The 15030-nt window shown below is 53.6% G+C and carries 21 protein-coding genes; 12 read left to right on the forward strand and 9 right to left on the reverse strand.

Going from position 1 to position 15030, the window contains the following annotated elements:
- Window positions 1-84 precede the first annotated feature (84 nt).
- Genes RMS95_RS02395 through RMS95_RS02425 form a run of 7 tightly spaced genes read right to left on the reverse strand, consistent with a single transcriptional unit; the run spans window position 85 to window position 5696 of the window.
- Window positions 85-1602, reverse strand: coding sequence for a hypothetical protein (locus RMS95_RS02395; RefSeq protein ID WP_310643265.1), 1518 nt, complete (start codon window positions 1600-1602; stop codon window positions 85-87).
- Between the two features lie 5 nt (window positions 1603-1607).
- Complete coding sequence (locus tag RMS95_RS02400) at window positions 1608-2015, reverse strand: hypothetical protein (RefSeq protein WP_310614530.1); 408 nt, start codon at window positions 2013-2015, stop codon at window positions 1608-1610.
- Between the two features lie 24 nt (window positions 2016-2039).
- Entirely contained in the window at window positions 2040-2165 is a 126-nt protein-coding gene (locus RMS95_RS02405; protein ID WP_310643294.1) for a DUF2786 domain-containing protein, read from the reverse strand.
- Window positions 2166-2186: 21 nt separating this feature from the next.
- Window positions 2187-2786 (reverse strand): hypothetical protein, encoded by a 600-nt coding sequence (locus RMS95_RS02410; RefSeq protein WP_310614529.1) that lies wholly within the window; start codon window positions 2784-2786, stop codon window positions 2187-2189.
- Window positions 2783-4501 (reverse strand): hypothetical protein, encoded by a 1719-nt coding sequence (locus RMS95_RS02415; protein WP_310643266.1) that lies wholly within the window; start codon window positions 4499-4501, stop codon window positions 2783-2785. The genes RMS95_RS02410 and RMS95_RS02415 overlap by 4 nt, the downstream gene beginning before the upstream one ends.
- Window positions 4498-4836 (reverse strand): hypothetical protein, encoded by a 339-nt coding sequence (locus RMS95_RS02420; RefSeq protein WP_310614527.1) that lies wholly within the window; start codon window positions 4834-4836, stop codon window positions 4498-4500. The genes RMS95_RS02415 and RMS95_RS02420 overlap by 4 nt, the downstream gene beginning before the upstream one ends.
- A 2-nt stretch (window positions 4837-4838) precedes the next feature.
- Window positions 4839-5696, reverse strand: coding sequence for a ParA family protein (locus RMS95_RS02425; RefSeq protein WP_310643268.1), 858 nt, complete (start codon window positions 5694-5696; stop codon window positions 4839-4841).
- 279 nt (window positions 5697-5975) lie between these two features.
- Between RMS95_RS02425 and RMS95_RS02430 the strand changes: the two genes are divergently transcribed.
- The 5 genes from RMS95_RS02430 to RMS95_RS02450 all read left to right on the forward strand — a co-directional run bounded on the left by RMS95_RS02430 (window position 5976) and on the right by RMS95_RS02450 (window position 9980).
- Entirely contained in the window at window positions 5976-6755 is a 780-nt protein-coding gene (locus RMS95_RS02430) for a type III pantothenate kinase (protein WP_310643269.1), read from the forward strand.
- Between the two features lie 18 nt (window positions 6756-6773).
- Window positions 6774-7769 (forward strand): tripartite tricarboxylate transporter substrate binding protein, encoded by a 996-nt coding sequence (locus RMS95_RS02435; protein ID WP_310643271.1) that lies wholly within the window; start codon window positions 6774-6776, stop codon window positions 7767-7769.
- A 65-nt stretch (window positions 7770-7834) separates the two neighbouring features.
- On the forward strand, window positions 7835-9019 hold the full coding sequence (locus RMS95_RS02440; RefSeq protein WP_310643273.1) for a M20 aminoacylase family protein: 1185 nt from the start codon (window positions 7835-7837) through the stop codon (window positions 9017-9019).
- Between the two features lie 46 nt (window positions 9020-9065).
- Complete coding sequence (locus tag RMS95_RS02445; RefSeq protein ID WP_310643275.1) at window positions 9066-9602, forward strand: phosphatase PAP2 family protein; 537 nt, start codon at window positions 9066-9068, stop codon at window positions 9600-9602.
- Window positions 9603-9620: 18 nt separating this feature from the next.
- Entirely contained in the window at window positions 9621-9980 is a 360-nt protein-coding gene (locus RMS95_RS02450) for a diacylglycerol kinase family protein (RefSeq protein ID WP_310643277.1), read from the forward strand.
- 1 nt (window position 9981) lies between these two features.
- On the opposite strand, the gene RMS95_RS02455 is transcribed toward RMS95_RS02450, so the two are convergent.
- The gene (locus RMS95_RS02455) at window positions 9982-10629 is read right to left on the reverse strand and encodes a TetR/AcrR family transcriptional regulator (protein ID WP_310643279.1); all 648 of its coding nucleotides are present in this window, start codon (window positions 10627-10629) and stop codon (window positions 9982-9984) included.
- A 28-nt stretch (window positions 10630-10657) separates the two neighbouring features.
- Window positions 10658-11173 (reverse strand): phasin family protein, encoded by a 516-nt coding sequence (locus tag RMS95_RS02460; protein ID WP_310643281.1) that lies wholly within the window; start codon window positions 11171-11173, stop codon window positions 10658-10660.
- Window positions 11174-11253: 80 nt separating this feature from the next.
- On the opposite strand from RMS95_RS02460, the gene RMS95_RS02465 reads away from it, so the two are divergent.
- The 7 genes from RMS95_RS02465 to RMS95_RS02495 all read left to right on the forward strand — a co-directional run bounded on the left by RMS95_RS02465 (window position 11254) and on the right by RMS95_RS02495 (window position 14797).
- Entirely contained in the window at window positions 11254-11670 is a 417-nt protein-coding gene (locus RMS95_RS02465; RefSeq protein WP_310643282.1) for a type VII toxin-antitoxin system MntA family adenylyltransferase antitoxin, read from the forward strand.
- A complete protein-coding gene (locus tag RMS95_RS02470) occupies window positions 11655-12077 on the forward strand; it encodes a type VII toxin-antitoxin system HepT family RNase toxin (protein ID WP_310643284.1) in 423 nt (140 codons plus the stop codon). Before RMS95_RS02465 ends, RMS95_RS02470 begins: the two co-directional genes overlap by 16 nt.
- Window positions 12078-12159: 82 nt before the next feature.
- Window positions 12160-12705: a transcriptional activator RfaH gene (locus RMS95_RS02475; protein ID WP_310643285.1), complete on the forward strand. Its 546-nt coding sequence runs from the start codon at window positions 12160-12162 to the stop codon at window positions 12703-12705.
- The gene (gene uppS / locus RMS95_RS02480; RefSeq protein WP_310643286.1) at window positions 12702-13412 is read left to right on the forward strand and encodes a polyprenyl diphosphate synthase; all 711 of its coding nucleotides are present in this window, start codon (window positions 12702-12704) and stop codon (window positions 13410-13412) included. Before RMS95_RS02475 ends, uppS begins: the two co-directional genes overlap by 4 nt.
- Window positions 13413-13462: 50 nt before the next feature.
- Window positions 13463-13762 carry a nucleotidyltransferase domain-containing protein gene (locus RMS95_RS02485; protein WP_310643288.1) on the forward strand — a complete coding sequence of 100 codons (300 nt, stop codon included), beginning with the start codon at window positions 13463-13465 and terminating at the stop codon, window positions 13760-13762.
- Window positions 13759-14259, forward strand: coding sequence for a hypothetical protein (locus tag RMS95_RS02490; protein ID WP_310643289.1), 501 nt, complete (start codon window positions 13759-13761; stop codon window positions 14257-14259). Before RMS95_RS02485 ends, RMS95_RS02490 begins: the two co-directional genes overlap by 4 nt.
- Before the next feature lie 10 nt (window positions 14260-14269).
- Window positions 14270-14797 carry a hypothetical protein gene (locus RMS95_RS02495; RefSeq protein WP_310643292.1) on the forward strand — a complete coding sequence of 176 codons (528 nt, stop codon included), beginning with the start codon at window positions 14270-14272 and terminating at the stop codon, window positions 14795-14797.
- Window positions 14798-15030: the final 233 nt, after the last annotated feature.

Here is a 15030-nt window from a genome sequence, read left to right on the forward strand (position 1 = left end):
TGGTATCGTTCTTCTCGGCTGAGGTGCTTGTACATTGGGCAATTTCGATTTGGCGGTTAAAGCGGCCATGATGCTCTCGCATCCTCAGCCACCTATAACCAGTTCATCTTTGTTGCACTTCGTCCTTGAATCCGCCTTTTCAAAAACGAGTCCACCCGGCGTGGATTGATGTTTTCTGGCCAATGAGCCGAGGTAAGAAACGGGATTGTTGATGCATCTACCAAGCAGGTGTCCAGCCAGCTCATCAAGTAGGTCTTGCTGGTCGGCTTTAGCAAGCGGTGTGAGAATTTTTCGGCATTGGCCGCGCTGCCAATCGCTGAGCGTTTCAGGCCAAATCAACTCAAAATCAACCACCACCACGTTGGGTGCTGCGATTGGCACGTCATCGAATGGAGGAGAGGTAGGAGTGGTGGTTATTTCTTCTTTGTAGTCATTGTTTGTAGTCACCCCCGCGCGCATCGCGTCGCGCGCATGTAGGGGTGCTAAAACCTGCCGACTGAGCATGCTAAAACCAGCCGCCCGACGTGCTAAAACCTGCCTGCTACCATGTGTTAACTGACCTTCTGGCGGGTAGGTTTTAGCGTCCGAGAGTGATGAATTGCGTGCAATTTCAGGGTTACGATCAATTTGCTCTTTAATTTCGACACTTTGGCCGACCTGTCGGGGCCCGACAGATTGGCCAAAGTGTCTATTTCTCTCGGTGAGGAAATCTGACTGGCTGGTTTTAGCATGCGACTTGATTGATGTGTGGATAACTTGATTTTTATCCACAGGCTGGTTTTTACATGCGGTTAGTGCAGCGATCAGTTTTTGTTGGAGCGTTGAGGTGTCAATACGCAGATAGATTTGTTTGCGCGGAAACTCCATCATGGCTTCATGCAAGAGACCAAGCTCGCACAGAGACTCTTTGGCTTTTCTTTGCTGGGCAACAGTCAATCCAGTTTCATCATGTGTAGTGCTTGCAGCCATCCGAAACCACTCACGGCTCCAGCTTAAAGTCGCATTATCTGAATCGGTTTGTTTCGTGAAACGTTTTTGGATGGTGAGCGCCTTACTTAAATAGATGGCATTGGTACAAGAGTTAGTGATATCAACGAACACACAATAAAACGCGAATGTTCGCCCTAATATAGATTTGACGTGCTCAGCATCATTACGAATATCTAATAGTGACCACTGAACGGTCTCAGTGCGCAGAAGATCAGCCAATCGGTTTCCAAGCTCTTGCGGAATGATCCGAAAACAATTGCGTGCTGGATGACCAATACGGCTTTCTTCTATGAGACCCAGATCAATGAGCGTTTGACGCGCAGTGGATTGTTCATGGCGTCCGAGCCCAATTTCTGTAATCCACTGGTCGCGGGTTTTGAAGATCCATCCATCACACTCAAGAACAGAGATTCCACGTTTGGTCCAGTACATCAATTGGCTGAGCATTAAGGCGGCCTTTGCGTCTCCAGTGATACGTGCAAAGTTGACATTAAAGGCAATCGGTTTGAATTCAGAAAGCGTTTGAGCAATGGCGTCGTAAGACAGCCCATCGACCCTAGATGAATGCGGTCGCGGCGGCAAAAGTGGAAGATGTGGGCTCGAGGTGAGCATGGCACTTAATGTGGTGTTGTGTTCTTGGAGGGGGTGCGCAGACTTGCGCGTGCGGCCACGATGAGCGCCATCGTGATTCGCTCAAAGTCGAGTTTGATTTCCCAATCGGCCGTCGATACGTTTTTGCGCTCAAGCAGAATGAATTTTTCTCGTAAGACCTTATTCGCTGCTTTTTGTTCGTTGCGGGAAAGACCCGTGGTCGTTTTGATTGAATGAGGATCGTAGACAAACCAATCGTTGCTATGCGGCGCGTGCTCTTGAAGTTCAAGAAGAGAAGAAAGCATGAGAGCAGACAGAGCCGAGCCAGTGATGTCGACAAAGCTGCGGTGAAAAGCAATGGGTGACTGTGACACCAACCTGGCCAGCGAAGGCTCTTCTTCAAGAGCTTGGATGAGATCTTTTGTAAGGGTCATGGCTGCGGTAAATTGATAAATTTGTTACTGGTGGCATGGCATGTCTAGCCTTGGTTGAACATATTCACGCATCAAGGCTAGAGCTTGGCGCAATGCGGTCGCCGCTTCATGTTCATTTGAGCGCTTGACCAGAGAAAGGCACTTCTTTATTTTTTAATGCGTCTTCGCGATTCATGATTTCATTCCTTTCTTGGAATGACAGCCTTCATTGACGATTACGTGATGGAGACTGTTTAGACCAAACTTTGAAAATCGCTCGGCAAGACATATCCAACGATCTGCTTCACGTTGATCAAACTCTAAGCAGATATCACGCCAAGCGGAGTAGATTGATTCAAGTTCGCTATCAGGTATGCACTTTGGACGCGTTTCAACTGCATTGCCCAGCTCTGTTCGAATGCGAGACACTTCATCCCGACTGACTTTGAATAATTTTTTGAGTAACGCGTAGTGAGCTTGTCGAGAGATGCAGTAGCGTAATGCCGCACGTCGCCACTGAGTTTCTTCGGCGTTGAGACCATGGATAACAAGACTGGTCAGGTCAGCCCAGATCGTCATGCGCTCAATCGCAGCTGCCAGTGTGCGATCTGAGCCATCGCTATTGGTTAAAGCCTTTTTTATGGCGGCACTCAAAGCATTTGGTTTGAGCAGCAGCTCGGCAACGACGGCTCGCGCGATAGCTGGTGATGAGATTGACACAACATTTGAGTTGCCTGCTGGAGTGCCACTCTGCATGGCGTTATTTACGGTTTGTTTATGTGCTAAGTTCATGATGACTGCCTTTGATGGACGGTTTCTCTGAAGTTGGCGCAGGCATCTAAAACTTGAATGCTTGAGCGATGCAGTTCATGTGATCGATCGGTGAGTACGTTGATCAACAACTCTGCGATGAATGGTTCCTCACCACCTAAGCAAGACGCTACCGTGTCCGCAAAAGTGTCTATGTTGCCCAGAGCTGCTTTGAAACATGCTGGACCGTTGTCTTGTAGTAGGAGGCTTTGTTCAGGAGAAATCTCATTCAAAAGGTTTGTGACAACAGCATGGTCAAACTGTCCTGAAATGCTGGCCATCAACCACCAAGCTTGAGCCGCTAGGTCGTTGGCGACGGAGCCAAGCGTTCCAGACTTTGGCAACTCCATGTAAAAGCCGCATGGCAAAGACTGGGCTTCAGACATAACAACCAGGTTCTCAATACCTGCTGTTGTCGCCAGCTCGTGTAATTCAAAGTTCAGTATCTGGCGTGCTTGTCCAACATTTCCCATGGATTCAAGTAAGGCCAGTTCATGTTGAGTGAGAGGTGCGCCTAGGTCCTTTTGGTTTGGACTTGTTTGTGATTTGGGAGGGCGAGCCGTTAATCCACGCGCAACAGAAACTCCAGGCAACCCAGGTAAGTCTGTGGCTTGCTGTTGGCGCGTAGAAATCGTTTTAGCAAGGTTTTGTAGGCCGCGATCTACCGGTTTTTCTTGCGGTGCTGATTGTGGGGCAGACGTTGATTTTTGAAGCTCTTGGCGGAGAGCCTCTGGATGGTTGTCAGTTTCAGTTTTGGAAGTTTCTGCTTCCACGGATGCTTGCCGTTGACTGAGTGCAGTTGTCAAATCTTCTTGTGTACTGATGTCGCCCTTTTGATGCAGATGCAGTAAGTGAGATAGAGCGCTTGCATCACAACCAAGGTGAGGAGCCAATTCAAAAATGATTGAGTTGATCAACAACTCAGGGTTGTAGTCGTGTGTTGACGTACAGGCTTCTATGGCTTTGTTTTTGAGTTCATCGAACTCGGTCGATACGGTGTCAGGAGCTAAATCCCACAGTTTTTGCAATGCGGTCAGATCTGGACGAAACACCCTTTGAACATGTTCAGATAGCAGTCGTTGTTTCCAAGGTCCCAATGCTTCCAAAACTTCAAGCGCGAACTCGGCATCCATAATTTCCCAACGTTCGACAGTAATGCCCATACTTGCCAATAGTTGTGGAAATGCGCTTTGACTTATGGGCTTACCTTGCTCTTTTGCAAGCTCTTTACGTATGTCTGCCAGCCCTTCAGAAAAATCCCAAAAACACATCGGAGAGCGTCCTGTGTTCTCTACAAAATGTGCGGCGAGTACGTCTAGTTCATTGACGTATGGCACCTCTTCAAATGTGTGTCGGCTCCACTTTTTAGGATTTTCCTTGGCAAGCTCTTGCAAGATGAGCAATCGGGTCTTGCCACCCTTGGCCAGCATGTAGCGATCAGTGCCTGGACGTTTTGTGACGAACAGCGCAGATTCAATGCCTCTCACCCTAATTGATTCCTTGATCTCGTTGTACAGATCGTTAGGGAGTCGACGTGGGTTTCGATCATAAAAGAGCACGTCATTGATATTGAGCTCAATCATTGATTTGACAGCAATCTCGCTAGGTGCTTTTGGTACAAGCACTTTGTGATTGGCTGCTGACGTCATGGCTGTGATATCGGCTGCGGTGAGGCGTTTTCGGACGGCGGTGTTCATACTGTCTCTCCCTCGCTATTGCCCTTATCTTGTGGTGCGGGATTGACGTCAATGTCATGTGCCGCATCGAGGAGACGATGAGCAAGCTCGCGAAGCTCTGATGCGGGTAATAACACATCAATTGAACCGCTTGCAACGCCTATGTCAAAGCGAAGCCCCAGTTCAGCCGAATTTACGTAAGCGAATCGAACCACGGCGAGTGATTGATTGGCAGGGCGCGCTTTTCGGATCGTGGTCTCAACCCTTTGTTGTTTATTTAGTCCTGTAAACCAGCGTTGGTCAGAGTAGCTTTGCGAAACCTCAGGAGCACGCGGTGTGTGAGTAAATGCATACATGATCACTCTCCCAAAACTTGCGTTTCCGAGGCTTGAGTGCCATCAACCCACATTCCCTTGAGGTGCGGGAGCAGCTCATGCAAAAGGTGATGTAGAACTTCGTAGCCGCTGCGACCATTTCCATTAGGCTTATCGAGCATGTGGACTGGGGTATTTAAGCTGCGGGCACTTGGATACACAGTGGAGGCGGGCACAACGGTGTCGAGTAATCGCACATTGGGGTGCTGACGGAATTCGTTTCTTACTGCTTGGGCAACGCCAAGGCTGTTTCGTGTGCGATCCATGCTGTTAATAAGCAGGCACAACACGCCTGAGCGCAATTCTGCGGAGAGGTCTGCCATGGCATTGAGTTGCGCCATCATCTCCATCGTGCCGCTCAAAAACTCGCTGTAGTTCATCAAGTCAGGCTTGATAGGGCTGATCATGAGATCGGCGGCCATGGCCGCAGTGCGTTGCAACTCGCCTGTGGCACCTTGCGTGTCGATGATGACGATGTCGTAGTTGTCACGCACGATCGGCTGACGAACTGCGCGTTTGAGAAGAATGAGACGGTCTTCGCGCTGCTTGAGCCAGTTTTGGGTGGCATCAGTCATGTTGGACAGGATGATGTCCAAATTGTTGATGTTGGTTTTTGAGATCTCGGCGGGGGTGATGAGGCCACCAGATGAGATGACTTCTGCCATGCCAGTAGTGGCAGTTTTGTCGAGCGTGTAGTACTTGCTGAGGGATGGCTGTACGTCGCCATCAATAAGTAGTGTTTGAAGTCCGAGGCCTGCGGTGAGTCCTGCGAGGTTTGCAGCTATGGTGGTTTTGCCCACGCCGCCTTTGGTTGATACCAACGAAATTACAACTGTTGCCATGAATGCTCCTAAGGTTTGACCATGTCCTAGGAGAGCGTTCGATGTTCTTGGTACGCGTCAGATGATTGTTTTGGCTATTGATAAATTCTGGTTTTCGGTCTGTTAACGTTACGTAAACGTCAATCATAGCGCCCGATTTGATTTTCTTGTGGGTATTTGCCCTGATCAAAAGCCGCGGCTTGAGGGGTGATCTGTCTCTATACTTTGGCCCAGACTCACGCCAAGCCTTCGTTTTACTTCCCATTTGTGGCCCTTGCCGCTCAATTCCCACACCAAGACATGACATTCCTCGCACTCGATGTGGGCAACACGCGGCTCAAGTGGGCTCAATACGACAGTGCCCAGCCTGGCGCCAAATTGCTGGGGCACGGCGCTGTATTTCTTGAAAACATTGACCGTTTGGCCGACGAAGACTGGCGCGACCTGCCCGCGCCCACGCACATGTTGGGGTGCATCGTGGCTGGCGAAGCCATCCGTCGCCGCGTTGAAGAACAAATGGAGATGTGGGACGTCACGCCCCACTGGGCCGTGTCGTCCGCCGCCGAAGCCGGCATGATCAATGGCTACGACCACCCCACGCGTTTGGGAGCGGACCGCTGGGTGGCCATGATCGGTGCGCACGCACGCATGCGCAAACAGTTCCCCACGCCTCAGCCGATGGTGGTCGTGATGGTGGGAACAGCTGTCACGGTCGAAGCCATTGATGCCAGTGGCAAATTTTTGGGTGGTTTGATCTTGCCCGGTCACGGCATCATGTTGCGGGCGTTGGAGTCGGGCACCGCAGGTTTGCGCGTGCCGACGGGCGATGTGTGCGAATTTCCCACCAACACCAGCGACGCCCTCACCAGTGGCGGCACATACGCCATAGCAGGCGCCGTGGAGCGCATGGTCCAACACGTGCGCCAGCATTGCAGTGCTGAACCCGTCTGCATGATGACCGGCGGCGCGGGCTGGAAGATGGCGCCCAGCATGTCGGTGCAGTTCGAGCTGGTTGACACCTTGATCTTTGATGGACTGCTGGAAATTGCACAGCGAAGGCTGGAGCGGTTTGGGCTTTAATTTTTTTAAATTCACATGATGAACAAAATCAATTTCTCCGTATTCCGTCAATCATGTTTGGCCTTGAGCTTGGCGCTTGTCGCCAGCACAAGCAGCTTGGCTCAAACCCCTGCGTTCCCCAGCAAAACCATCAAAATCGTGGTGCCCAACGCGGCGGGCGGCGCGGCCGACATCACGGCGCGTACGGTGGGCCAAAAGCTGGCAGAGGCCTTGGGTCAGGCGGTGGTGATTGAGAACAAACCCAGCGCGGGCGGCATCGTCGCGGGCGAAATGGTGGCGCGCGCTGAGCCCGATGGCCACACGATGTTGCTGATCTCGAGTGGCACCGCCGTCAGTGCATCGCTCTTCAAAAGCTTGCCGTTTGACACCCTCAAAGACTTCACGCCAGTGTCTAAATTGGCCACGTTTGACTTGGTCGTTGCCTCGGCCGAAGGTGGCCGCTTCAAAACCTTTGCCGATCTGTTGGCTTACGGTCGCGCCAACCCAGGCAAGCTCAACATTGGCACCCCGCAAGTGGGCACCACGCAAAACTTGGCTGCTGAGTTGTTTTTGAGCTCGTCCGGCCTGTCTGCGCAAATCGTGCCATTCAACGGCACGCCGCCGGTCATCACCGCGTTGCGCGGTGGCAGTGTGGACGCGATGGTTGAAATCGTGGGCCCCTTGATGCCGCAAATCAAATCTAACGCCGTGCGCCCCTTGGCCCTGCTGGGCGACAAGCGCGCGGCCAGCATGCCCGATGTGCCTGCCGTGCGTGAAGCGGGTGGCCCGTTGGCCAAGTTCCAAGCGTCGTCTTGGAACGGTTTGGCCGTGCCCGCGCACACGCCCCGCGAGGTGGTGTTGCGCTTGAGCCGCGAAATCCAAGCCATCATGGAAATGCCCGATGTCAAAAAGCGCCTGAGCGACGCCAACCTCAACGCCCAAGGCTCCACGCCTGAGCAAGCGGCCGACGTGCTGGCTGCCGACATCCGTCGCTGGCACGAGGTGATTGTCAAAGCCAAGATCGACAAACAGTAAAGATTTGATGGGGGGTGTGAAATCCCCCCATGACAAAGGCTATTGCCTGCGGCTAGACTGGAACTATGAAAATCCTCGACGCACTCGTGACCCACGCGGCTGACATCGCTGCGGTCCGCCGCGACATCCACGCGCATCCCGAGCTCAGTTTTGAAGAATGGCGCACCGCCGATGTGGTGGCGCAAAAGCTCACCGAATGGGGCATTCCTGTTCATCGTGGCATGGGTAAAACGGGGGTGGTCGGCATCTTGAAAAATGGCACCAGCGACCGTGCGATTGGCTTGCGCGCCGACATGGATGCGCTGCCTGTTCAAGAGTTCAACAAGTTCGACCACAGCAGCCAAAACTCCGGAAAAATGCACGCCTGCGGCCACGACGGCCATGTGGCCATGCTGTTAGCCGCGGCCCAACACCTGTCGCAGCACAAGCAGTTTGACGGCACGGTGTATTTCATTTTTCAGCCCGCGGAAGAAGGCGGTGGGGGTGCCCGCGAGATGATGCGCGATGGCTTGTTTGAGCAGTTTCCCATGCAAGCCGTCTACGGCATGCACAACTGGCCCGGCTTGGCCGAAGGGCAATTTGCCTTGAGCGCGGGCCCCGTCATGGCGTCGAGCAACGAATTCAAAATCACCATTCACGGCAAAGGCAGCCACGCCGCGCTGCCCCACAACGGCATCGACCCTGTGCCGATCGCCTGCCAAATGGTGCAAGCCTTTCAAACCATCATTTCGCGCAACAAAAAGCCAGTCGATGCAGGCGTCATTTCGGTCACCATGATCCACACTGGCGAAGCCACCAACGTCGTGCCTGACCATTGCGAAATGCAAGGCACCGTGCGCACCTTCAGCTTGGACGTGCTCGACCTCATCGAGCAACGCATGCGCGACATCGCGCATCACACCTGCGCCGCCTTTGGCGCCACGTGTACCTTCGAGTTTGAGCGCAACTACCCGCCCACCATCAACCACGCTGCCGAGACCGAGTTTGCCCACCACGTCATGGCCAGCATCGTGGGCGGTGGCAATGTGGTGCCGCAAGAGCCCACCATGGGCGCCGAAGACTTCTCATACATGCTGCAAGCCGTGCCCGGCGCGTATTGCTTCATCGGCAACGGGGAGGGCGCACATCGCGCCCACGGCCACGGCGAAGGCCCATGCACCTTGCACAACCCCAATTACGACTTCAACGACGCCCTCATTCCTTTGGGCGGCACCTATTGGGTCAAGCTGGTTGAGGCTTGGTTGCGTTAACTTTTTTGGGCACCTCTAGAATCTTGTCATCTTTCTAAAGGTCCCTATGTCCAAATTCTCATTCTCTGCTGGGGTGGCCTGCGTTGCCGCGCTGCTGTCTGTCAACGTGCAAGCCCAAGACACCACCCGTCGCATGGGTGATTTGCTCGCCGTTGGCTTGCCTGCCTTTGCCGCGGGCTTCACCTTTGTCAGCGACGACAAAGAAGGCTTTGTGCAGCTGGCTAAATCGGAAGGCGCCACCTTTTTGATTGTGGAAGCCCTCAAAGCCAGCCACCACGAAATGCGTCCCGATGGCTCCGACAACAAGAGCTTCCCATCAGGCCACGCTGCGGTGGCTTTTTCGGCCGCTCAATTTCTGCAAATGAAGGGCGGCTGGGAATACGGCGTGCCGGCTTACTTGGCTGCGAGCTACGTGGGCTATTCGCGCGTTGCGTCGCACAAGCATTACTGGAAAGACGTCGTGGCTGGCGCTGCCACGGGTGCGTTGACCACGTACTACTTCACCGATGCCACCAGTGGTCGCCGTGTCGGCATGTCGTGGACGGGCCGCTCGGCTTCGTTGACTTATCAGCAAGCGCTTTAACGCCCGCGCCACTCGGTCGTGATTCAATTTCTCATTCAACGCTGGCGCAGCATTGGTTTTTCCTGTCAAGGCATTGGCGTGCTGCTGCGCACGCAGCCCAATGCGTGGGTGCATGTCGCGGCCACCTTGGCGGTGGTGGCTTTGGGCGTGTCTGTTTGCATCAGTCGTTTGGAATGGGCGCTGCTGGCGCTCGCCATCGGCGCTGTGTGGGCCGCCGAAGCCTTGAACACAGGCATTGAATTTGTCGTGGACTTGGTCTCGCCAGACCACCATGAATTGGCTGGCAAAGCCAAAGACGTGGCAGCCGCTGGCGTCTTGCTGGCCAGCATGGCCGCCGTGCTGGTCGGGCTGCTGGTCTTTGTCCCTTACCTCTTGTAGCTCAGTAAGCCATCAGCAGAGCGCCCAAGTGCCCCTTGTGCTCTGCCACCGCAAACGGCAGCACCAAGCTCAACACATGCTTGGCCCCACGCAGCAGCGACTTTTCTGCACTCTCGGGCTCTAGCGCGTGACGCGGATCGCGCACGTATTCGTAGCTCAGCCACCACGTCAACATCACCACCATGTGCGTCGCCGTGGCCTCGCGCTCGGACACCGTGATTTGCAATGCGCCTTCGTACGCCAAGCTGTCCAGCACCGTGCGAAACGCTGTGGTCTTGTGCAGCAGCGCATCTTTGATGTGGGTTTCCAAACGCCGGTTGTTGCTCAGCAAATGGTTCAAGTCGCGGTACAAAAACCGGTACTCCCACACCAGCTCAAACAGCGTGTGCATGAAAAACCAAGCATCCTCCACATCGTGCACGCCGGGTGCTGCGCCCAGCAACTCGTGCAGTGCCTGCTCGTAACGGTTGAACAGCGCCGTCACCAACTCCTCTTTGGCTGGGTAGTGGTAGTACAAATTGCCGGGGCTGATGCTCAGCTCTGCCGAAATCAGCGTCGTGGATACGTTTGGCTCGCCAAAGCGGTTGAACAGCTCTAGCGTGGTCTCCAAAATCCGCTCTGCCGTACGGCGCGGTGCTTTTTTAGCCATGGTTCGTTTAATTGGGGTCAGATCCCAATTATTTCTTGGCAGATTTGGCCGGCGCTTTAGTGGGTGCCTTAGCCGCAGGCTTCGTTGCTGCCTTTGCAGCAGGCTTCACTGCCGCCTTCGGGGCCGCCGCTGTCTTTTTAGCCGCCGCAGGTTTGGCCGCCTTGCTCAATTGCGCCTCCAGCGCCGCCACACGCTCATGCAGCGCCTTCAGCTCTTGCGCCGATGGCACGCCCAAACCTTGCAGCGCCTTGGCCACACGGTCTTCAAAAATGTTTTCTAACTTGCCCCATTGGCCTGTGGCGCGCTCGTTCAACGTGTGCGCGGCCTCCGTCACCTTCTGTGTCGCCTCGGCCAGCTTTTCCTCGGCGGTGGTGTGCACCTTGCGCTGCATCGTGATGCCGTCGCTCACCAGCTTCTCAAAAGCCTTGGTGCCCTCTTGTTGCGCTTTCGAGAACGCGCCCAAGCCCGCCAGCCAAATTTGCTGCGCTTGCTCTTTCACGTTGTCAGACATCGCGGCTGGATCGAACGGGTTTTTTTTAGACATAAGGCGCTTTCAAAGACGTTGCAGAAGAGGGCACTTTAACGCGCCGTGCTTTCAGTGGCAATTGGGTTAAGCTCATTCGCATGGTTCAACCTTCAACGTCAATCGCTAGCCCAGTAGACGATCAACTTCGCGAGCTGTTGTCGCGATTTCCCGTCGTTCAATTGGCGATCTTGTTTGGCTCTGTCGCCCGCGGTCAGGCCCGCCCAGACAGCGATTTGGATTTGGGTATCGTTTGCGCACGCCCCATCAGCGTGGATGAAAAAATCACCATCATCGAAGCCTTGGCTGAAAAATTCGGCCGGCCTGTTGATTTGGTCGATCTCTACCCCGCCCCCGAACCGTTGCTTGGACAGGTCTTGCGCCATGGCCGTCGCATCATCGGTAGCGATGAAGCCTTTGGACGTCTGCTCTACCGCCACCTCATTGCACAGGCCGACTTTATGCCCATCAAAAACCGAATTCTTCAAGAAAGGCGCATGGCATGGATCGGCAAGTGATTGACCAAAAACTAGAGTCTTTATTCCGTTGTTTGACGCGCATCAAAGCCAAATTCCCGACAGACGTTTCGTTGCTCACCTCGGACTTTGATTTGCAAGACATTGTCTCGCTCAACCTCAGCCGTGCCGTGCAATTGACGGTCGACATTGGTGGACACATCGTCTCTGTCAGCGACTTCCATTCACCCGAAACCATGGGCGAAACATTCGATGTGCTGGCGCAAAACAAAGTCGTTTCACATGACCTCGCCGCCAGGTTGAAAAAATCTGTGGGCTTCAGGAATATTGCCGTTCACAACTACGACGCCATCAATTGGCACATCGTTCACAGCATCATCAAAGACCATTTAGGTGACTTCTCTGAATTCGCCAAAGCTGTGATCACTTGGCAAGATCAACAACCGTAAGCACCCAAACAATCCGTCTAAACCCCCGCGCGCAATGCGTCAACTTGCGCTTACGATACGTCTCTGAGACTTTTGACAACATATGCATCCAGAGACAACATCGCCTTTGACAGACACCGTGACGGCCAGCAGCGCTTGGTACGTCATTCACACCAAGCCCCGTAACGAGGCGCGTGCTTTAGAGAACTTACAAAACCAAGGCTTCGAGTGTTTCTTGCCGACCATGGAGGTCGAAAAACGCGTGCGTCAACGCGTGCAAACCTTGGTCGTGCCCATGTTCAGCCGCTACCTGTTCATTCGTTTGAACGACGTCAACCAAAACTGGGCACCCATACGCTCCACCTTGGGCGTCAGCAAGCTCGTGAGCTTTGGCAACCAGCCTGCCAAAGCCCCGCAAAGTTTGATTGACTTTTTGCGTCAAGCCCCTGCCGCCGAAATTGCCCGCCTTTTTGGTGTTGGTGACAGCGTGCAAATCACCGACGGCCCGCTCAAAGGCTTGCAGGGCACTTACCAAGCGCATCTTCAAGACCACGATGGCGATCAATGCGCCATGGTCTTGGTCGACCTGCTCGGACAGCCTCAAAAGCTGCGCATGGCCTTGGATTCACTTCATAAAATAGAGTCATGAACACAAGCACCACAAGCCCTGCTCACATTGCCATCATCATGGATGGCAATGGCCGTTGGGCTAAAAAGCGCTTCATGCCGCGCACCGTGGGGCATGTCAAAGGGGCAAGCTTGGTGCCTGATTTGGTGAAGAACTGCCTGAAAAAAGGCATTCGTCATCTCACCCTCTTTGCCTTCAGCACAGAAAACTGGAGCCGCCCCGACGACGAAGTCTCCACCCTCATGGGCCTGTTCATTCAGTACCTTGAAAAAGAAATCAAAAACATGCAAGCCGAGGGCGTGCGCCTCAACGTCATCGGCGACATCTCGCGCTTCCCGCAAGCGCTGCAAGACAGCATTCGCCAAGCCATGGCCAACACCGCAGGCAACACCAGCCTCACCCTCAACGTTGCCGCCAATTACGGCGGCCGCTGGGACATCTTGCAAGCCGTGCAAGCGTGGCAAGTCGCCAACCCCAACGCGTCGGTCGCAGACCTCGCGCCTGAGCAACTGGGCCACTACCTCAGCACCGCAGGCCAGCCCGAGCCCGATTTGCTCATTCGCACGGGCGGCGAGTCGCGCATCAGCAACTTCATGCTGTGGCAGCTGGCCTACGCTGAGTTTTATTTCACCGACACCCTGTGGCCCGATTTCGACGCCGCAGAGTTTGACAAAGCCTTGACGTGGTTCGCAGGGCGCGAACGACGCTTTGGTTCGGTGGTGGCGTAATACCGCGTTTTTTTACTCGTCTTTTGGGGCCATGCTGTAAGATTTTCAGTATGCGCCTCACCCCCGACCAAGTTCAAGCCATTCGCCAAGTCGCACAGCGCGAGCTTGGTGAGGATGCACGAGTGCGTGTGTTTGGCTCTCAGGTCTTGGATGATCGACTAGGGGGCGATATCGATTTACTCTTTGAAACCGATAAGAGTCAACAAAATCGCGCTTCAACCATTTGCCGCCTATACGGAGCTTTGGTCATCGAACTTGGAGATCGAAAAATCGATGTCTTGCTCAAAGACCCTAACACCCCTGACGTTCCCATTTTTCAAATTGCTAAACGCACAGGGGTGTTGTTGTGACGTTGCTTTATTTGCCCGAGCATGTTGAGCCTGCTTTGCTGGCGCTTGATCTCGCACGCAAAGAGGTAGCGCATTTGCGCTACACGCATGAAACACTGTTCAGCCAAGCCGTCACCACCCATTGGGTTGTCGCGTTGGCGGTTGACCAAGAGATGGCAGAAAAAGTAGATGCTTTTGTGGGGCGCTTTGCGCGCTTGCAAGACCACATTGGTGAAAAGCTCATACCTCGGTTTGCCGCCTTGTTGGGTGAGTCACCCAAAGCCATGCTCGATGTTTTGGCGTTCGCTGAAAAAATGCAATGGTTAGACAGCTCTGCCCAGTTTGTGGGTGCTAGAAAACTCAGAAATTTATTGGTTCACGAGTACATGTCCGATGCAGCTTTGTTTCTCGACGCACTCTTGAATGCGCGTGATGCAACATTCATGCTCTTTAAGGTTGTGAGCTGCATTGACTTGAAAGCTAAAGAGCTTGGGTTGCTTGGTCCAACCACCACGTAAGATTTTCAGCATGCGCCTCACCCCCGAACAAGTTCAATCCATCCGTTTGATCATTCAGGCGGAAAAGACGGCCCTCACTCAAATCCACACGCTTTGTCAAGGCCACGCACAAGCCTTGACCGATGCTTTAGACGACATTGGTCAGCTCTCCATCACGGCAGACATGTACGCCAATCTTTCAAAAAACGACAGACGGTTACTTGACCAGTTTGCCTATCGATACACACGACTTCAAGACGATATGGGGGCCAAGTTGATGCCTGCCGTTTTGCGGTTCTTGGGTGAAGATATTGCCCGTATGTCCGCCATCGATCGTTTTGCGCGACTGGAGCAGTTGGGTTGGCTGCCCGACGCCCAAGCGTGGAATGTGCTTCGGCACATTCGCAACGAGTTCACCCATGACTACCCTGAGACCGCTGAGTTGCGTTTCGAAAAATTCACAGCGGCCAAAGACGCCTCCGCGAAGTTGCTAGCGCTGATGCAGCGCTTCACGGTACGCATCAGCGAGCTTTGGTTGAAGCTGTCGCCTCTTGCATAGCGCGCGATGAATCTTTTGTAAACCTACAAAAATAATAAAAATATTAACTCATGTCGAGTGTGAGTTAAAAGATTTTCACTTTGAACCATACGTCTGGCGGATTCAAGGACGAAGTGCAACAAAGATGAACTGGTTATAGGTGGCTGAGGATGCGAGAGCATCATGGCCGCTTTAACCGCCAAATCGAAATTGCCCAATGTACAAGCACCTCAGCCGAGAAGAACGATACCAAA

This window comes from Limnohabitans sp., assembly GCF_031539175.1.
Taxonomy (GTDB): domain Bacteria; phylum Pseudomonadota; class Gammaproteobacteria; order Burkholderiales; family Burkholderiaceae_C; genus Limnohabitans.